The 18,270-nt window shown below is 74.3% G+C and carries 18 protein-coding genes and 1 pseudogene; 9 read left to right on the top strand and 10 right to left on the bottom strand.

Annotated features, from left to right (window positions below; genetic code table 11):
- Positions 1-94 precede the first annotated feature (94 nt).
- Both AC067U_RS28555 and AC067U_RS28550 read left to right on the top strand, forming a co-directional pair.
- Entirely contained in the window at positions 95-1,102 is a 1,008-nt protein-coding gene (locus AC067U_RS28555) for a threo-3-hydroxy-L-aspartate ammonia-lyase (protein ID WP_478832665.1), read from the top strand.
- Positions 1,103-1,185: 83 nt separating this feature from the next.
- Positions 1,186-2,264 (top strand): annotated as a pseudogene (locus AC067U_RS28550) (IS630 family transposase).
- 162 nt (positions 2,265-2,426) lie between these two features.
- Here the strand turns inward: AC067U_RS28550 and AC067U_RS28545 are convergent.
- Positions 2,427-2,633 (bottom strand): hypothetical protein, encoded by a 207-nt coding sequence (locus AC067U_RS28545; protein ID WP_478832664.1) that lies wholly within the window; start codon positions 2,631-2,633, stop codon positions 2,427-2,429.
- Between the two features lie 166 nt (positions 2,634-2,799).
- Between AC067U_RS28545 and AC067U_RS28540 the strand changes: the two genes are divergently transcribed.
- Positions 2,800-4,332, top strand: a complete 1,533-nt coding sequence (locus AC067U_RS28540; protein ID WP_478832663.1) for an SMI1/KNR4 family protein — start codon at positions 2,800-2,802, stop codon at positions 4,330-4,332.
- Positions 4,333-4,521: 189 nt separating this feature from the next.
- Here the strand turns inward: AC067U_RS28540 and AC067U_RS28535 are convergent, their stop codons facing one another.
- Positions 4,522-4,920, bottom strand: a complete 399-nt coding sequence (locus tag AC067U_RS28535; RefSeq protein WP_478832662.1) for a roadblock/LC7 domain-containing protein — start codon at positions 4,918-4,920, stop codon at positions 4,522-4,524.
- A gap of 95 nt (positions 4,921-5,015) precedes the next feature.
- Here AC067U_RS28535 and AC067U_RS28530 point away from each other — a divergent pair, with 95 nt between their 5' ends.
- Together AC067U_RS28530 and AC067U_RS28525 are read left to right on the top strand one after the other, a co-directional pair.
- On the top strand, positions 5,016-5,453 hold the full coding sequence (locus AC067U_RS28530; RefSeq protein ID WP_478832661.1) for a PPOX class F420-dependent oxidoreductase: 438 nt from the start codon (positions 5,016-5,018) through the stop codon (positions 5,451-5,453).
- 64 nt (positions 5,454-5,517) lie between these two features.
- Positions 5,518-5,691, top strand: coding sequence for a hypothetical protein (locus AC067U_RS28525; protein ID WP_478832660.1), 174 nt, complete (start codon positions 5,518-5,520; stop codon positions 5,689-5,691).
- 254 nt (positions 5,692-5,945) lie between these two features.
- Here the strand turns inward: AC067U_RS28525 and AC067U_RS28520 are convergent, their stop codons facing one another.
- From AC067U_RS28520 to AC067U_RS28500, 5 genes are all read right to left on the bottom strand, one after another.
- On the bottom strand, positions 5,946-6,575 hold the full coding sequence (locus AC067U_RS28520; RefSeq protein ID WP_478832659.1) for a GTP-binding protein: 630 nt from the start codon (positions 6,573-6,575) through the stop codon (positions 5,946-5,948).
- Complete coding sequence (locus AC067U_RS28515) at positions 6,575-6,952, bottom strand: DUF742 domain-containing protein (RefSeq protein WP_478832658.1); 378 nt, start codon at positions 6,950-6,952, stop codon at positions 6,575-6,577. The genes AC067U_RS28520 and AC067U_RS28515 overlap by 1 nt, the downstream gene beginning before the upstream one ends.
- Before the next feature lie 14 nt (positions 6,953-6,966).
- Positions 6,967-7,482, bottom strand: a complete 516-nt coding sequence (locus tag AC067U_RS28510) for a roadblock/LC7 domain-containing protein (protein WP_478832657.1) — start codon at positions 7,480-7,482, stop codon at positions 6,967-6,969.
- Entirely contained in the window at positions 7,479-10,295 is a 2,817-nt protein-coding gene (locus AC067U_RS28505; RefSeq protein WP_478832656.1) for a sensor histidine kinase, read from the bottom strand. Before AC067U_RS28505 ends, AC067U_RS28510 begins: the two co-directional genes overlap by 4 nt.
- A gap of 150 nt (positions 10,296-10,445) precedes the next feature.
- Positions 10,446-11,222 carry an MHYT domain-containing protein gene (locus tag AC067U_RS28500; protein WP_478832655.1) on the bottom strand — a complete coding sequence of 259 codons (777 nt, stop codon included), beginning with the start codon at positions 11,220-11,222 and terminating at the stop codon, positions 10,446-10,448.
- Between the two features lie 218 nt (positions 11,223-11,440).
- On the opposite strand from AC067U_RS28500, the gene AC067U_RS28495 reads away from it, so the two are divergent.
- Entirely contained in the window at positions 11,441-12,040 is a 600-nt protein-coding gene (locus AC067U_RS28495; RefSeq protein ID WP_478832654.1) for a class I SAM-dependent methyltransferase, read from the top strand.
- 56 nt (positions 12,041-12,096) lie between these two features.
- On the opposite strand, the gene AC067U_RS28490 is transcribed toward AC067U_RS28495, so the two are convergent.
- Positions 12,097-13,017 (bottom strand): oxygenase MpaB family protein, encoded by a 921-nt coding sequence (locus AC067U_RS28490; RefSeq protein ID WP_478832653.1) that lies wholly within the window; start codon positions 13,015-13,017, stop codon positions 12,097-12,099.
- Positions 13,018-13,153: 136 nt separating this feature from the next.
- Here AC067U_RS28490 and AC067U_RS28485 point away from each other — a divergent pair, with 136 nt between their 5' ends.
- Positions 13,154-13,951: a hypothetical protein gene (locus AC067U_RS28485; protein ID WP_478832652.1), complete on the top strand. Its 798-nt coding sequence runs from the start codon at positions 13,154-13,156 to the stop codon at positions 13,949-13,951.
- 66 nt (positions 13,952-14,017) lie between these two features.
- Entirely contained in the window at positions 14,018-14,479 is a 462-nt protein-coding gene (locus tag AC067U_RS28480; RefSeq protein WP_478832651.1) for an SAM-dependent methyltransferase, read from the top strand.
- A 147-nt stretch (positions 14,480-14,626) separates the two neighbouring features.
- Here AC067U_RS28480 and AC067U_RS28475 read toward each other — a convergent pair whose 3' ends face one another.
- Positions 14,627-15,172, bottom strand: coding sequence for an MOSC domain-containing protein (locus AC067U_RS28475; RefSeq protein ID WP_478832650.1), 546 nt, complete (start codon positions 15,170-15,172; stop codon positions 14,627-14,629).
- A 67-nt stretch (positions 15,173-15,239) separates the two neighbouring features.
- Positions 15,240-15,422 (bottom strand): hypothetical protein, encoded by a 183-nt coding sequence (locus AC067U_RS28470; RefSeq protein WP_478832649.1) that lies wholly within the window; start codon positions 15,420-15,422, stop codon positions 15,240-15,242.
- A gap of 202 nt (positions 15,423-15,624) precedes the next feature.
- On the opposite strand from AC067U_RS28470, the gene AC067U_RS28465 reads away from it, so the two are divergent.
- On the top strand, positions 15,625-18,270 hold a 2,646-nt coding region (locus AC067U_RS28465; RefSeq protein WP_478832648.1), incomplete at its 3' end, for a DEAD/DEAH box helicase.

Genomic DNA, 18,270 nt, shown 5'->3' with positions numbered 1-18,270 from the left:
CCGGTCGATCACTCTGAGTGAAGACCGTAACCCCGTGCCACGACACCCCGCGAGCCCTGTGGACAACCCGGAGGCGCCGCCTATGCTGCGCTCCATGCCGACCTCACCGCCCAGCTACGAGGACGTCGCCGCGGCGGCCGCGCGCATCGCCGGCCGGGCCCACCGCACCCCCGTCCTGCACTCCCGGCTGATCGACGAACAGCTCGGCGTCCAGGCCGTCTTCAAGTGCGAGAACCTCCAGCGGATGGGCGCCTTCAAGTTCCGCGGCGCCTACCACGCGCTGTCCCGGTTCACCCCCGGCCAGCGCCGCGCGGGCGTGGTCGCGTACTCCTCCGGCAACCACGCCCAGGCCGTCGCGCTGAGTGCCCGGCTGCTGGACATCCCGGCGACCATCGTCATGCCCCACGACGCCCCGGCGGTGAAGGTGGCCGCCACCAAGGGCTACGGCGGCCAGGTGGTCACATACGACCGGTACGCGGAGGACCGCGAGGAGATCGGCCAGGCCCTGGTGGAGCGCTACGGCCTCACCCTGGTCCCGCCGTACGACCATCCGGACGTCATCGCCGGTCAGGGCACCGCGGCGAAGGAACTGTTCGAGGAGACCGGCCCGCTCGACGCGCTGTTCGTACCGTTCGGCGGCGGCGGCCTGCTGGCCGGGTCCGTCCTCGCGGCCGGCGCGCTCTCCCCGGACTGCCGCCTGTACGGGGTGGAGCCGGAGGCGGGTGACGACGGCCGGCGGTCCCTGGCCGAGGGCCGGATCGTGCGCATCGAGACCCCGCAGACCCTCGCCGACGGCGCCCAGACCACCCACATCGGCGAACTGAACTTCCGGATCCTGCGCGCGGCCGGCCCCGCGACGGTCACCGCGGTCACCGCCACCGACGCCGGACTCGTCGAGGCCATGCGGACGTTCGCCACCTACATGAAGCTGGTCGTCGAGCCCACCGGCTGTCTGGGTCTGGCCGCCCTCCGCACCCACGCCGCGGCCCTGCGGGAGCTGCACGACCTGGGCGGGCTGCGCGTCGGCGTCCTCGTCAGCGGCGGCAACATCGACCCCGCCCGGTTCGCCGGACTCCTCTCCACGCGCGGCACCGTGATCTGACGCCGTTACTGACTTCGGCGCGTCAGGGTGAACTGTCCCGAAGTCCCTGATGGGCGTGGTGTGGTGGCTGTATCTGATGGTGTGTGAGGTATGCGGATGGGGGCGGGCTGACAGCTGAGGGTCGGCTGCGCCGGGAGTCGGTGCGGATGCAGGCGGCTGAGCTGTTCGAGCAGGGGATCAAGCCGTCGGAAGTGGCACGGCGCCTGCGGGTGAGCCGGAAATCGGCTTACTACTGGCATGAGTTGTGGCGGGACGATGGTGTGCGGGCTCTGGCCTCCCGCGGGCCGGGCGGGTCGCGGTGCCGTCTGTCCCCGCGGTGTCTGGAGTAACTTGCTACCTATCTGGAGCAGGGTCCGGCCGTGCACGGTTGGGTGGAGGACCAGGTGTGGACCGCGGCGCGGGTGGCCACGCTGATCGGCCGGAAGTTCCACGTCTCCTACAGCGTCTCCGGGGCGACGAGGCTGATGCACCGGCTCGGCTTCAGCCCGCAGGTCCCCGCTCGGCGGGTGGCCGAGCGCAACGAGGAGGCTGTGACGGTGTGGAAGGAGGCGACCTGGACGGAGGTAAAAGAGCGCGGGCGGCCTGCGGAGGTTACATCTGCTTCAAGGACGAGGCAGGCTTCACCCGCCGTCCGCCGAAAGGACGCACCTGGGGTCGGCGTGGCCGCACCCCGGTCGTGACGGTCAGCGGCCGCCGCTCGGGACGCCTGTCGGTGGCCGGGCTCATCGCCATGCGGCCCTGCTCACGCACCCGGCTGTGCCACCGCCTGCGCACCCACCCTGCGGGCAAAGGCACACGCCGCAGCATGGGCGAGCGCGACTTCATCGCACTGATCGACGGCGTCCACCAGCTCGTACAGGCGCCGATCGTGCTGGTCTGGGACCGTCTGAACACCCACGTCTCCCACGCCATGCGCGAGTTGATCGCCGAGCGCGCCTGGCTGAAGGTGTTCCTGCTGCCCGCCTACTCGCCCAACCTCAACCCCGTGGAGTGGGTCTGGGCACACGTCAAACGCAGCCTGGCCAACCTCGCGGTCATGGCCCTCGACCGACTCGAGGCCCTCGTACGCAACCGGCTCAAACGCCTGCAGTACCGACCCGACACCCTCGACGGCTTCATAGCCGGCACCGGCCTGACCCTCGACACCCCAACGTCACCCTGACAAGCCAAGTCAGTAGCCGCTCGAACCTGCTTCACGCGGTACTTGAGCCAGTCGGAGCGGTGTCCCGCCCGGTACGGGGAGGCGCGTGCTCGTTGGGCCGGGACACGAGGTCACGGAGGGGCCGAGCAAGCTGGTCGGGTTCGCCTGGCCGGTTCGGCAAGCTCAACGGACGAAACCACAGACATTGGCGGGCGGGCACGGCCTGCCACCGCCGGGTTCGGTGGTGAGCGCAATCAGGAAGAACACCGCCACCATCAGCAAAAAGCCGCCTATGGCGACCCACAGCGCATTGCGGCCCCACCAAGCCGTCATCTTCTCGCGCCGGATGCGGCGAGCCGGGCCGGCCGCGTCGTGACGGTCACCCGTCATGATTTCCCCCAGGATTGCTCACTCTGTGGACACGAGTACCCGGGCTATTCCCACCTCTGCCCGACGGCATGCGGATCGCCCGGGACAGTTCACCCTGACGCGCCGACGTCAGTAGGCTCGGTCTCGTGGCGAACGGCAGGCACACGGGAACGGGAGCGGGACGGCAGTGAACGGCGAGGCGACGGACCAGGCGACGGACCAGGCATCGGAACAGGCGTCGGAACAGGCACAGTCACGGGCGGACGAGGTCCTGCGCGCACTGCGGGAGAACGGCGCGGTACGCCTGCTGGACGGTTTCGGCGCGGACGAACTGGACGGCTGGCCGCTGGACCTGCCGATGGCGGTCCGCCGGATCCTGCGGGAGACCGGCGGTATCGAGGCCGGTGGGGAGCGGTACGCGTTCGGGCCCCGCCGGACCCACCGGACCAGTCCCTTCCGCCAGGGCACGTGGGAACTCGGCTACCTGAACGAGGCGGAGGCCCCGCTGATCGTGGGCGTCGACGGCGGGGGCCGCACCGACTGGGGTCCGGTGGTCGCCGCCGCCACCGGGGAGGACGGGCAGCTCACCGTGCTGGCCCCTTCCTTCACCGAGTGGCTGGCCGGGCTCGCCGCCGGCTCCCCGGCCGACGGGACCACCGGCCAGACGGCCGTTCACACCGTTCACGCCGTGCCCAGTGTCGCCGCGGCCGAGGGCAGCGACCCGGTCCTGGCCGAACTGGTCGGCCGCGGTGACTCGCTGACCGACGTGGTGGACCTGCGGGCGCTGCCGGGCTATCCCTGCCGGGTCGTCTGGGAGCCGTACTACTCGACGGAGTTCAACACGGCGGACACCGGCTCCAGCGAGACCCACACCGCGATCGTCGGCGGCGGGCAGGCCCTGCTGCTGCGCAGCGAGGTGAGCGGGGACTTCCTGGGCCGCCCGGTTCGCCGGCACACCGTGCCCGCCGATGCCGCCGCCCGGGCGGTGGCCGAACTGCGCGCCCTGGCCGCCGAACTGCCCGAGGACGTCTCGCTGGGCGGGGGCTGCCCGGAGGCCGAGCTGGACACCTGGCCCGTGCCGGTTCCGCCCGGCGTGCGCGCGGTGCTGCGCGAGATCGGCTCGGTCCGCGTCAACGGGCTCCCCGAACTCCGGCTGCGCCCCGGAGCGGTGGACTTCACCGTCGACCCGGAGGTGCACCGGATGCTGGGCGGTGACGGCACCTACTGGCCGGTGGCCGTGGTCAGGTACGGCCCGTACCGTGCGCTCGCGCAGATCCGCCTGGACCCGGAGACCGGCGCGTGGGGCTGCGCGGTGTCCGTGATGGCCGATCCGGACACGCTGCGCGAGTTCCCGGACCTCACGCTGATCGGCGAGTCCCTGGAGGACCTGCTGCTGACGTACGCGCGGCTGGCGCGGGAGGCCGCGGAACGGCGGCGGACGAACGGGGACTGGCGGATCGGCGGGGGCTGGATGTTCCCGAACACGGGCGAGGCGTGGCCCCGTCCGGTGCCGGTCGGGGAGTGGGCGGGCGAGCCGGATCCGCTGCGGGCGGCCGCCGCCGGGCTGCCCGCCGGGACGCACGCGGTCGACCTGCGGACCGCCCCCATCCCGAGCGATGTGTCCTTCCACCGCGCCGAGGACTGGCCGTACCGGGCGCCGCTGGAGCGGCTGACCTTCCCCGGGTGCGGGGCCCTGGTGGTCGCGGAACTCCGCCGCTGAACCCCACCACCGACCCTGTCGGCGCTCTGCGCCGGTCGCCGCCGGTCCCCCGCCGGCACGTGCCCGGCCGGGGGCGGGGCACCGGCCCCGCCCGGTGCCGTCGCCGACCTGTGCCGTCCCCCGACCGGTGCCATCGCCGACCGGTGTCCTCACCGGCCGCTCCCGTGACCGGCCGGTACGCCGGACCGGTCAGCCCCCGGTGATCCGCCGCTCCGCGACACCCAGGTGCTCTCCGACCCGGTTCACCAGCAGGGTCATCTCGTACGCCACCTGCCCGATGTCGGCCTCGGCGCCGCTGAGCACGCACAGGCAGCTGCCGGCGCCCGCGCCCATCACGAACAGCACGCCCTCGTCGTACTCCACCATCGTCTGCCGGACCTCGCCGGCCCGGAAGTGCCGTCCCGATCCCTTCGCCAGGCTCTGCAGTCCGGCGGCCACCGCCGCCAGGTGTTCCGCGTCCTCCCGGGCCAGTCCGGCGCTCGCGCCGGTGACCAGGCCGTCGTTGGAGAGCACCACCGCGTGCCGGACCCGCGGAACCCTGCGCGTCAGATCGTCCAACAGCCAGTCGAGCTGCTTGTCCAGTGCCATTCGAGCCCCTCCCCGTGCACGCGGCCGGTCGCGCCCCGTGTCGTCGTTTCGCCAGCCTTCCCCACCAGCGGCTTTCCGGCAAGGAGGATGTCCCCATGACGAAGAAGATGACCGAAGAGGAATGGCGGGCATTCGTCTCGCACTCCACCAGGACCGGCAAACTGGCGACGGTGCGGGCCGACGGCAGCCCGCACACCGCCCCCGTCTGGTTCGTGCTCGACGGCGACACGTTCCTCTTCACCACCGGGAAAGACACCGTCAAGGGCCGCAACCTGGTCCGCGACGGCCGGGTCGCCCTGTGCGTGGACGACGGCTGTCCGCCGTTCTCCTACGTCGTGCTGCAGGGCCGCGCCGAGGTCCTCGGCCACGACGGGAACGAGGACGAGTTGCTGCACTGGGCCACCCGTATCGCCGCCCGGTACATGGGCGAGGAGAAGGCGGAAGCGTACGGCAGCCGCAACGCGGTCCCCGGTGAACTGCTGGTCCGGGTCACCATCGAGAAGGTGGTCGCGGAGTCGGGGATCGCCGACTAGACCCGGTCCTCGGGACCCGGCCGACCGCCGTCGGCCCTCCGGCCCTGTCCGCCAGGGGCGCGCGGTGTCACAGGGACCGAAGTACCCGACCCTCGACATGACCTTCGACGCGGTGAGGACCGTCCTCGTCGGCAAGAGCATGCCCGAGCCCGTATCGCTCGCCCGGAACCACGGTGACCGTGCCGCTCGGCTGTCCCTCGTCCTCCGCCGTCGTGGCGTGCGCCGTCTCGGCCGGTGACTCCCAGGCGTCGGGCCTGGCCGGACCGGGCCGCACGCACCTCGCGCTCGCCACGGGCGGGGCGCGGGAGCTGGTCGTGGCGAGCGCGCCGGGCGCCTCGCCGGGCTGCGAGCCGTCGGTGGGCCTCGCCGATCCCGCGGTGCACCGCATCCCGTGGCCGTGGCTGGAGGACCCCGACCCGGGCGGGCCGCGCGGACGGGGCGCACCCGGGTCGGTTGCGCCTTCGCGGCCGGGGACACCCCCGGCGTGCGCACTCACGCGGGGTCGGTCTGGGCCTCCACCGAGTCCAGCAGCCGGGCGGTGTGCACGCGCCCGGCGTACTCGACCAGGCGGATCAGCACCTCCTTGCCCGAGTCCTTGTCCCGCGCGTCGCACAGGACCACCGGAGTCCCGCCCTCCAGGTCCAGGGCCCGGGACACCTCGTGCGCCCCGTACGTCCGCGCTCCCGCGAAGCAGTTGACGGCCACCACGAACGGGATGCGCCGGTGCTCGAAGTAGTCCACCGCCGGGAAGCAGTCCTCCAGGCGGCGGGTGTCGGCAAGCACCACGGCGCCGAGCGCTCCCTGCGACAGCTCGTCCCACAGGAACCAGAACCGGTCCTGGCCCGGGGTGCCGAACAGGTACAGGGAGAGGCCCGACCGGATGGTGATCCGCCCGAAGTCCATGGCCACGGTCGTGGTGGTCTTCTGGTCCACCCCGCCCGTGTCGTCGATCCGTTCGCCCGCCTCGCTCAGCAGTTCCTCGGTGCGCAGCGGGCGGATCTCGCTGACCGCTCCGACCATGGTCGTCTTGCCGACCCCGAAGCCTCCCGCCACCAGGATCTTCAGCGCGAGCGAGGCCAGTTCGGTGTCGCCCCCGCCGAGCCGCCCCTCGTCCAGTCCCATCACAACGCTCGCAATCCCTCGATGACTTCCCGCAGAATCCGCTCGTCCGGCAGCTGGGCCGGCGGTACGGGGCGGCTGACCCGGACGTGTCCGGACTCCAGCAGATCGCCCAGGAGGACGCGCACCACGCCGACGGGCAGGTCGGCGTCGGCGGCGAGCTCCGCGACCGACTGGGTTTCGGCCCGGCACAGGCCGAGCAGGGCCCGGTGTTCGGGCCCCAGGAGCGCTTCGTCGGCGTCCGTGCCGCCGGGTTCCACGGCGACCAGGGCGATCAGGTCGAAGCGCACCCCGTGGGGTCCCGGCCGGGTACGCCCGCCGGTCATCGCGTACGGACGGACGAGCGGGCCCGCCTCGGCGTCGTACCACAGACCGTTCATCCGCCGGGCCGCCCTCAGCCCGCGGCCGGGGGACGCGCCGCGGACCGCGGCGGGGTGTACAGGTGCTCGCCGACCCGCTTGACCAGCCGGGCCATCTCGTAGGCGATCAGGCCGATGTCGGCGGCGGCGGAACTGAGCACGGCCAGGCAGGAACCGTCCCCGGCGGCCGCGACGAACAGGAACCCGTCGTCCATCTCCACCATGGTCTGGCGTACGCCCCCGGCGTGGAAGTGCCGTCCCGCGCCCTTGGCGAGGCTGTGGAAGCCGGAGGCCACGGCCGCCAGGTGCTCGGCGTCCTCGCGGCTGAGAGCACTGGAGGACCCGACGGCGAGCCCGTCGGTGGAGAGCACGACGGCGTGCCGGACCTCGCGCACCCGGTGCACCAGGTCGTCCAGCAGCCAGTCCAGTTCGCCCGTGCGGCGGGCTTCGTCGTCGCCGGGGCCGAATCCGTGCTGGTCGAATCCGTATCCGTTCTGGTCGAATCCGCTCCGGTCGAATCTGTTCTGGTCGAATCTGTTCTGGTCGATCATCGCTGTCCTCCTTCGCTGCTGCCTGCGGAGCCGGCCGGGCGGGCCGGGCTCACCGGGCCTGCCTGATCTGCCCGTGCGGCGTGTGTGGCGTCTTCCGTGCCCCGGACCCAGCCGGCGCGATAGGCCGTCATCCGGTCCCGGGCCTCCTCGGGGCTGCGGCCGGGCGGGTGTTGCGGAGTACGAGGGCCCGCGGAGCCCTGACCCGCGGCGGTCTCGGAGGGGGCTTGGCGGAGCTGCGGCACGAGACTGGCCTGCCGGACCCGCCGCGGCAGTTCGGTCACCTCCGCGAGGACGGCCTTCGCCCCGGGTGCGGGGGGAGTGCCAGGGCCGGCGGGGGTACGGGGGGTGTCCGGGACGGCGGCGGGTCCGCGCAACCGGAGGGCGGCCACCGGCGCGGGCCGTACCGTCCGGGGTACGGGGGCCGGAGTGGATACGGGGGCTGGAGTGGGGACGCGGGCCGGAGTCGGGACGGGGCGCGGGCGCGGGTCGGCCCGGCGTACGGACCCACCGGAGCCGCGCCCGGGGGCACGGGCCGGCTCCGGCTCCGGCTCGGGGACCGGAACCGGCGCCGGGGCGGGGGACGCGGCCTCCTGCGGGCGGCCGGCCGGACCCGCGGGTATCGCGCTCTGCAGCAGGGCGCTGGGCAGCAGCACCACGGCGGTCGTCCCGCCGTACGGCGAGGTGCGCAGGTGCACCTTGACCCCGTGGCGGGCGGCGAGCCGGCTGACCACGAAGAGTCCGAGCCGGTCGCTGTCGAACAGGTCGAGGGCCTCGGACTGCTCGATGCGGCGGTTGGCCCGGGCGAGGGTCTCGCGGCCCATGCCGAGGCCGCGGTCCTCGACCTCCAGGACGTATCCGGTGCCGACGGGTTCGCCGGTGACCCGGACCTTGGTGTGGGGCGGGGAGAACTGGGTGGCGTTCTCGATGAGTTCGGCCATCAGATGGGTGAGGTCGGCGACGGCGGCGCCGGTCACCGCTGCCTCGGCGAGCCGGCCGACCTCGACCCGCGGATAGTCCTCGATCTCGGAGACGGCGGCGCGGACGACGTTGGTGAGCGGGACGGGTGTCCGCCAGGCGCGGCCGGGGGCGGCGCCGGACAGGATGATCAGGCTCTCGGCGTGGCGGCGCATACGGGTAGTGAGGTGGTCGAGGCGGAACAGGTCGCCGAGTTCCCCGGGGTCGTCGGCGCGGCGTTCCATGGAGTCGAGCAGGGAGAGCTGGCGGTGGACGAGGACCTGGCTTCGGCGGGCGAGGTTGACGAAGACTCCGGAGATCCCGTCGGCGAGTTCGGCACGTTCCACGGCGGCACTGAGCGCGGCCCGGTGGACGGTGGACAGGGCCTCGCTGACCTGCGCGATCTCGTCATCGGCGGGGGTGCCGGGCGGGGCTTCGGCGAGGACGTCGATGTCCTGGCCGGCCCGCAGGCGGTCCATGGCGTGCGGGAGTTTGCGGTGGGCGATCTCCAGGGCGCCGTTGCGCAGCGAGACCAGTTCGACGACCAGGGCGCGGCCGATCCGGACGGAGATGAACAGCGAGGCGGCGACGGCGGCGAGGCCGAGCAGGACGGCGGCACCGGCGGGGCTGAGGACGCCCTGGGCGAAGGGGTCGGCGCGGTCGGCGGCACCGTGCCGGGCGGCGGTGCCGATGTCCCGCATCGCCGCGGCGACTTCGGCGTGGGCGGTCTCCCAGCCGGCGGGGGCGCCGTGGGCCTCGCGGCCGGTGCCGGCGGCGAACACCCGGTCCTCGGCGGCGGTGAGGCCGGCGTGCGCGGAGCCTCCCAGGACGGCCTGCCATGCGGCGGCCTGCGCGGCGGGGAGGTCGCGGGCCGCGGCAGCGGTGAGGGTGCGGCGGGCCTCCACCGTACCGGCGAACCGGCGCAGGGTTTCGGCGCTGCGCTGGCCGGGGACGGCGAGCAGGGCGTCCTCGCGGGCCAGGAACTCGGCGGCGCGGGTGAATTCGAGCAGGACGCGGGCGTCGGCGCCGTGCCCGGCGTCCGGGAGGGCGGTGGCCGCTCCGTCGGCGCTCAGGGCCAGGTCGATGACCTCGGTGTACCCCGTGTAGGCCGCGTCCGGGGTGGTCCTGCGGGCGGCGATGTCGGCGCGGGCGGGGCCGAGGGCCTCGGCGGCCTCGACGAAGGAGCGCAGCCGCCGGGCCGTGTCCGCCGGGTGGTCGCCGGAGTCGGCGACGGTGTGGCGGTCGCCGAGGCGGAGCGCTCGGACAGCGGTCTCGGTGCGGCGGCCCTGCTGTTCGAGGTCGGCGGCCCGGGCGGGGTCGGTGCTGCCGGTGCCTGTGCTGCCGGCGCCTGTGCTGTCGGCGCCGCTCTGCCCGCCGCCGTTTCCGCCGCCGGTGCCCGCTCCGGCCTCGGCGAGGAAGCGGACGGCCGTGCGGCGCTCGGCCTGGAGTTCGGTGACGGCCCGGGCGAGCGGGGTGCTGATCTGCTCGTCCACTCGCTGGACGCGGCTCAGCCGGGCGATGTCCTGGGCGGTGTTGACGGTGGCGAAGGCCCAGAGGGCGAGGAGGGACAGGACGGGCACCATCAGCAGCGCGATGATCTTCGCGCGGACCGTCCCGGTGCGCAGCCGCAGTCGCAGCCGCGCGACGGCGCCGCGGCCGGCCGGGCGGCCCGTCGGCGGGAGGCCGCCCGAGGGCCGTTCCCCCTCCTCGTACGCCCCGGCCTGGTACGAGCCGGCCCGGTACCGCCCGGCCGACTGCTCGTCGGCGGGCGGCCCGGCGTGGGCCCGGCGCCCGCGCGCCGGGGGCGCGGGCAGCCGGGACGCCCGTTCCGCGTCCGGTGTCCTGCGGGGTCTGCGCATGGGCTCCTCGTTCCGGTCGGTCCGGTCGTGGTGTCGGTGGGCCCGGTGGTGGCGTCGGTCGCGGTGCCGGTTGCGGCGGCGGCCGGTGTCAGCGGGAGGGAGAGGGGAGGCGCCGACGCGAGGGGGCTGCGCCGACGGGAGGGGACGGTGTCAGTGGGCGGGCGCCTGCCCGCCCAGGCTCCGGGCGTGGGCGGACGCGGCGCGTTCGCCGGCGGTCGGGGAGAGCGCGACGAAGGCGGAGGTGAGGAAGAGGTAGGAACCGAGGCCGACCGCGAGGGGGAAGATGAACTGCATGGCGGTGGCGCCGGGAAGGGCCGTGTCGGAGGGGGCGACGGTGACGGAGACGGCCGCCATGCCGGTGTAGTGCATGCTGCTGACGGCGGCTCCCATGACCAGGGAGGCGACGGCGACGGCCGCCGGGGACTTGATGTTGAGGGCGGCCCACAGGGCGGCGGTGGCGGCGACGACCGCGATGGCGACGGAGAGGCCGACGGTGACCGGGTCGTAGCCGATGCTGCCGTGCAGGCGCAGGGCGGCCATGCCGAGGTAGTGCATGCTGGCGACGCCGAGGCCGGTGGTGAGGCCGCCCAGGACGAGGGCGCGGCTGCGGCCCTGCCCGTAGCCGACGGCGAAGACCCCGGCGCCCACCACGGCCACGGCCACGAGCAGGCTGAGGACGGTCAGCGGCACGTTGTAGTGGATCTCGGTGCCGGTGACGCTGAAACCGAGCATCGCCACGAAGTGCATGGTCCAGATGCCGGTGCCGATGGCGGAGGCCGCGGTGAGCAGCCAGTTGCGGCGGGAACGTCCGGTGGCGGCGAGCGCGCGGACGGTGCAGCGGAGCCCGAGGGCCGCGCCGAGCGAGGCCATCGCATAGGAGAGAACGGGGGTCAGCCAGCCGTAGGCGGCGTGGTCCAGGTGTCCCATGACCCGGGGACGCTAGTCCGGGTGACGGCACGAACAAGGGGAGCATTTCAAAAGCTGCTGGAACTGCCGGAATATGACAGAGATACGTTCACCTCGGACCGTGCCGGGTGTCACTCTGAGCACGGTCCGCGCACAGCGGACCGCGCGGCCGGCGTCTCGGGCGCGGGACGGCGCGCAACGGCGCGCAACGGCCCGGAACGGTGCGGGATCATGTGCGCATGAGCGAGGACCACACACACGTGCAGGAGTTCTTCGGCGTGCGCGCCGCCGGCTGGGACGCGAAGTTCCCCGGCGACGGGCCGGCCTTCGCCACCGCCGTCGCCGAGTTCGGGCTGCGGTCCGGGGACCGGGTGCTGGACGCCGGCTGCGGCACCGGGCGCGCCCTGCCCGCGCTGCGGGCCGCCGTCGGTCCGTCCGGGACGGTCATCGGGGCGGACCTGACCCCCGAGATGCTGGCCGAGGCGGCCCGTGCCGGGCGGGACGCGGAAGGGGTGCTGCTGCGCGCCGACGTGGCGCGGCTGCCACTGCGCGACGGTTGCCTGGACGCGGTGTTCGCGGCGGGCCTGATCGCGCACCTGCCCGATCCGGCGGAGAACCTGCGCGAGCTGGCCCGGGTGGTGCGGCCCGGCGGCCGGCTCGCCCTTTTTCACCCGATCGGGCGAGCGGCCCTGGCGGCCCGGCACGGCCGTGAGCCGTCCCCCGAGGACCTGAGGGCCGAACGGAACCTCGGCCCGCTGCTGGCCGGTTCGGGATGGCGGATGACCTCGTACGCCGACGAGGACGCCCGCTTCCTCGCGCTGGCCGTACGGTCGTCCTGACGCGCGAGGCAGGCCGTAGGGCTCTCTGACACGCGGCCGGGGCCGTACGCGGGGGTTCAGCCCCCGGCGGGCGGCTGTGCGTCGGCGCCCGTGGCTCGGCGCTGGTGCGGGACCGGGCAGCCTCCCCGGCCCGGCACCGGGTGGGTGCCCAGCTCACCGACGTCGTAGCCGCTCGCGTAGCTCTTGATCTCCGGATTCTGGCGGGCGTAGTGCGGGGCGCTGCGCGGCGGCAGCAGCCGGACGGCCCGGCCGCGCAGCTTCAGGGCGCCGCGGACCAGCTTCCGGACCGCCGGACCCGGCTGCTCGTACCGGAAGGCGTGCAGCAGCGGTTCGTCGAGCAGGGCCAGGCTCGCGGTGCGCAGCAGCGGGGCGAGCGGGGCCGGGTACCAGGAGGCCATCAGGTCGAGGGTGGCGTCGGCCACGGCGCGGCCGCCCTCGTCCCAGCCGAAGTGCTCCTTCTCGTAGGCGTCCAGGGTGGCTTCGAACTCCTCGTAGGAGCCCGGAATGTCCGTGATGCCCATGTGGCGGCCGAGCGCGGTGTAGTAGTTCGCGGAGGCCCGCCGCTCGTGGGCGGTCAGCGGGCGCCAACCGTACTCGTCCAGCCAGCGCTTGGGAATCACGACAAAGGTGCACAGGACGTAGCGCATGTCCTCGTTGCTGATGTCGTAGCTGCGGTGCATCTGGTTGATGCGGCGGATCGCGGTGCGCCCGGTGTCGCTCTCGAAGCCGTGCTCCACCACCGCGTCGAGCAGCAGCGCGGTGTCGTCGTAGCGGCGCTGCGGCCGGTCGGTGAACTCGGCGGTCTCGGCGAGCAGGCGGCCGATGCCGGGGACCGCGTAGGTGCGGTAGAGGGCGAGCTCCAGGGCCCGGGTGAAGTCCCAGGGGAACTCGTAGGTGGCGGTCATCCGGTAGATGGCGAGGAAATCCTGGTCGGCATCCAGGCGGAGGATCTCCTTCAGCCGGTCGTAACGCTGCACCGGGGTCTGCCTTTCTGTGGCGGAGGTCCAACTCTACGTGCAGGTAGCGGCCTTGGAAATCGCCGCCCGCGGGCTCTCGACGCGCGGGTTACCGAGTAGTTAGGGTGCGCCGACGAGAGAGCGACCGGGAGGCGATGTGTCGGAGGAGTCTGCGGTGCCGGCGGAGGCCGAGGACACCGGTGGCGGGTCGCTGTACGTACTGACCGCCGTGTTGCTGACCCCGGCGCAGTTCCCGAGCATCCTGGGCGACGACTACCCGCAGGCGTGCGCACTGCTCGGGGTCGCGCCGGTGGTGGACGGGTACGGGCTGGTGCTCGGCCAGGACGAGGACGGCGCCCGGTGGACCGTGGTCGTCGACGACGTGTCGCTGGTGGCGACGGCCATCGCCTCCTGGGACTGCGGGATGGAGTACGACCTGTCCCCCGACGAGCGCACCATCGTGGTCTCGCTGGCCGGCTGGCCGCTGGACCTGGCGGTGGCGGCGCCGGGGCTGCCGGACCCGCACGACCCGGAGCAGGGCGCGGACGGCACCGGGCGGGTGCCGCTGGCCCCACCGTCCGCGGAGGTGTGGGGTCCGGCGCAGCGGCGGATGGGCGCGGACCAGATCGCGCTGCAGTGGGCGGACTGGCGGGAGAGGTTCCAGTCCGGCGGGGAGAACCGGGTGGCGCACAAGGGGCTGGACCGGGCCCTGACCGAGGCGCGCGGCTACGCCGAGAGCCCGCCGCCGCCCGGACGGGTGCGGTCCTCCTTCGCGGCCGGCGAGGCCCGGATGCTCCGGGCGGACGGGCCCGGCTGGTCGCTGGTGGCCCGGACCGACGACATCGCCTTCGTGCTGCTGGACGAGGAACCGAGCGGGGTCATTCCGGTGCCCCGCGACGCGGAACTGCCCGGGCTGCTGGAGGGCCTGGACCGGGTGGCCGTACGGCCGTCCTGAACGAACGGGCGGAAAACCGGAACGGAACGGAACAGAACAGAACGGAACGGCGTCGAGGGGGAACGCATGCGGGTGGAGATCGAGCCGGTCGGCACGGTGGTGGGCGGCCGGGCGGAGGTCCGGGACGACGAGTGGGGTCCCGAGCGGGCGGTGATCCGGCTGGACGCCTCCCGGTTCGGGCCGGAGTCGCTGTACGGACTGGAGGACTTCTCCCACCTGGAGGTCGTCTTCCACTTCGACCGGGTGCCGGTGGAGCGGATCGAGACGGGCGCCCGGCACCCCCGGGGCAACCCGGACTGGCCGCTGGTCGGGATCTTCGCGCAGCGCGGCAAGAACCGGCCGAACCGGCTGGGGGTGTCACGCTGCCAGCTGCTGGAGGTGGACGGGCTGGACGTCCACGTGGAGGGGCTGGACGCAGTGGACGGCACTCCGGTGCTGGACCTCAAGCCGTACCTGGCCGAGTTCGGGCCGCGCGGCCCGCTCCGGCAGCCGGACTGGGCCACGGTCCTGATGCGCGAGTACTACTGACCTGCCGCCGGGGACGGTGTAGCCCGACGACCCGGCCGGCGGCGGCTCCCGGAGCCACGGACTCCGGGTGGCCGGGGCCGGCCCGGGTCAGACCTGCCCAGGTCAGACCGGCCCGGGTCAGACCTGCCCAGGTCAGACCGGCCCGGGTCAGACCCGTTCGAGCGGCTCGTGCGGCTCGGCGGGCAGGGTGACCGTGATGGTGTCGCCCGGGCGGACGGTGCCGCCCCGCCGGACGACGCCCATGATCCCGGCCTTCCGCACGATGGCGCCGTCGGCGTCCCGGCCGACCACCTGCTTGAGCAGTCCGTCCTGGAAGTGGTCGATCTGCAGGCAGGGGTTGCGCAGACCGGTGATCTCGACCTCCGCCTCGTCACCCAGCCGCAGCACGGCTCCCCGGGGCAGGGCGTGCAGGTCGATGCCCTCCGTGGTCACGTTCTCCCCGAGCCGGCCCGCACTGACCTCGAAGCCCGCCCGCGCCACCTCGTCGAAGAGCTCCCGGTGGATCAGGTGGACCTGGCGGAGGTTGGGCTGCGTCGGGTCCACGGCCACCCGGGAGCGGTGTTTGACCGTGACCCCGGCGTGCACGTCGCCCGCCACCCCCAGTCCGGCGAGCAGCGTGATGCTGTCCCGGTTGGGCTTGCTGAAGGAGTACTCCGCGTTGCTGCTGACCGCAGCCACGATCGCCATGCCCATGCCCTTCCCCCGGCCGCCCCTGGCGGCCCGTCCGAGGCCGCCGCCGACGGCCTGTCCGAGGCCGCGCTCAGCGGCCTATCTGCTTGCGCGTGACGTGCCTGAGCCGACGCCGTTGCGAGGAGTCCAGCAACAGGTAGGCGGCCGCGGGAACTCCGATGAGCACCAGCAGACCCGGCCAGAACCCGACCGTCCAGAACAACACGATCGCCGCCACCACACCCGCGGTGGCGACCTTTCCGCTCGTCGACATGCCTCGGCACCTCCTCCTGGACCGTCCTGCGGCGCCCGTCGCCGTCCCGCAGCGCCGGACGGCACTTCCTCCAACGTACCCGGCGGGTCCGTCGTTCCCGGCTTCGGAAAGTGACTCGGGTCACAGTCGGGGCCCGCCCGCGGGGCCCGATCGTGGAGTACCCTCGGCCGCCCAGTCTCCGGTAGTCAAATTTGAGGAATGCGTGCTCCCCAAGATCGACGACCTTGTCCGCCGCCCCGCCGTCTTCCTGCCCGCCGACCCCGGACGGACCGGTCGGGTGGCCTTCCTGCAGACAGAGGACGGGCCTCCGGAGGACGGGCCGCTGTCCCTCCCCGGCGGGGCCGGTTCGCCCGAGCTGCTGGTCGTGGTGGGCCCCGGTCTCCGGCCGGTCCCGGTCACCGCCCTGGTGCTGCCCCTCCGCGACGCGCTGCCGGTGCTGGTCCGGGCCCGGGTCCGGTGTGGTGACGGACCGCACCCGGCGGGGGCGCACGCCCCCGGTCCCGCGCCGGCCACCGCGCGGGCAACCGGCCCGGACGGCACCCCCTCGCCCTCCCCCGCGGCCGCCTTCTGGGGTGCCGCCGCCCTCCTGGCACTCCAGCTCGCCGCCCGCGGCCTGCTGCTGCCCGGCCTGACCGCCGACGGCCACGACGCCTGGCGGATCGGCCCGCTCGACGCGGCCGACCTCGACCGGGTGCGCGCCCTGGCCGCCGCGATGCCGCCGGCCGCGCACTGCGTACCGGTGGACGGGGAACCCCTGCGGCTGCCCGACCCCGAAGCCCTGCTGCGCCGCTTCCTGGACGCCGTGGCCGACGTCCTCCCCCGCACCCCCGCCGCACCTACCGCCGCGGGCGGACCCGCCTTCGCCGCCGAGGAGCCGGCCCGGTATCCCGCCCTGCGGAACTGGGCCGCCGAGGTCGCCGCTGGCCACGACGCCGGCGTACGGATCTCCCTGCGCGTGGAACTGACCGACCGGCCCGGCGCACCCGGGGCCCCGGGATTCCGCGCCGTGCTCCAGCTGCACGGCGTGGCCGACCCGGCGCTGGTCGCCGGCGCCGCCGCGGTGTGGGCCGGGACCGGGCCCGGAGCAGCCGGATTCACCCCGCGCGCCCGGATGGACGCGCTGCTCGCGCTGCGCCGGGCCGCCCGCCTGTGGCCGCCGCTGACACCGCTGCTCACGGCCGCCGTGCCGCACGCCGTCGACCTGGCCGACGAAGAGGTGGTCGAGCTGCTCGGCGAACCCGGCCGGGCGCTGGCCGCCGACGGCGTACGGGTGCACTGGCCGCGCGACCTGGCCCTGGGCCTGACCCCGCGGGCCGTGATCGGCGGCAGCGCCCGCTCCTCCGGGTCCTCACCCGGGCAACCGGGGGAACCGGGGCTGCTCTCCCCCGGTGCCCTGCTCTCCTTCGACTGGCGGCACACCCTGGGCGGCCAGGCCGGCCCGACAGCCGATGACGTTACGGAGGACACGGGCGGGACAGGCGGCGCGGGCGGGACAGGCGGCGCGGGCGGGACAGGCGGCGCGGGCGGGACTGGCGGCGCGGGCGGGACTGGCGACACAGACGACACGGGCGGGACGGGGGACACAGGCGGGAAGGGCGACACCGCCGGGGCGGGCGCCCGCCCCGGCCCCGAAGCCGACCTGACCCCGGCCGAACTCGACCGCCTCGCCGAGGCCGCCCGCCCCCTGGTGCGGCTCCGCGACCGGTGGGTCCTGGTCGACCCCGCCGAGGCCCGCCGGGCGCGCGCCCGGCAGGATCACAAGGTCACCGCCGCCGACGCGCTGGCCGCCGTACTCACCGGGTCGGCGGAGGTGGACGGCCGGCGGATCGGGGTCACGGCGACCGGCGCGCTGGAGCGGCTCCGGGCCGTACTCACCGCGGGCCCGGAGCCGGCCGGACCCGCGACGGGAGCCCGGCCGTTCGTCCAGCCCGCCGCGCTCGCCGCCACCCTGCGCGACTACCAGCTGCGCGGCCTGGCCTGGCTGGACCGGATGACCTCGCTCGGCCTCGGCGGCTGTCTCGCCGACGACATGGGCCTGGGCAAGACCGTCACCCTGATCGCCCTCCACCTGCACCGGCAGCAGGACCCGGCGACGGCGCGGCCCACCCTCGTCGTCTGCCCCGCCTCGCTGCTCGGCAACTGGCAGCGGGAGATCGGGAAGTTCGCGCCGGGCACCCCCGTACGGCGGTTCCACGGCCCCGGCCGCGACCTGGCCGGGCTGCCCGCCGGAGCCGTCGTACTCACCACGTACGGCACCGTGCGCCTGGACGTGCCCGCCCTCGCCGCCACCGACTGGGGCATGGTCGTCGCGGACGAGGCGCAGCACATCAAGAACCCGCGGTCGAGCACCGCCCGGGCGCTGCGCGCCGTCCCGGCCCCGGCCCGGATCGCGCTGACGGGCACCCCGGTCGAGAACAACCTGACCGAGCTGTGGGCCGTGCTCGACTGGACCACTCCGGGCCTGCTCGGGCCGCTCGGCGCCTTCCGTGCCCGCTACGCCGACGCCGCGGAATCCGGCCGCGATCCGCGGGCGGCGGCCCGTCTGGCCGCGCTGGTCCGGCCGTTCCTGCTGCGCCGCAGGAAGTCCGACCCCGGCATCGTCCCCGAGCTCCCGCCGAAGACCGAGACGGACCACCCGGTCTCCCTCACCCCGGAGCAGGTCTCGCTCTACGAGGCGGTGGTCCGCGAGACCCTCGACGCGATCGCGGCGGCGGACGGCATGGAGCGGCGCGGCCTGGTGGTCAGGCTGCTCACCTCGCTGAAGCAGATCTGCAACCATCCCGCGCAGTTCCTGAAGGAGGACCGGCCCCGCATCCCGCACCGCTCGGGGAAACTCGCCCTGCTCGAC

It is taken from the genome of Streptomyces sp. NPDC043853 (assembly GCF_056436025.1).
The sequence above is the reverse complement of the archived record's forward strand: the minus strand, read 5'-3'. Positions and strand labels throughout refer to the sequence as shown.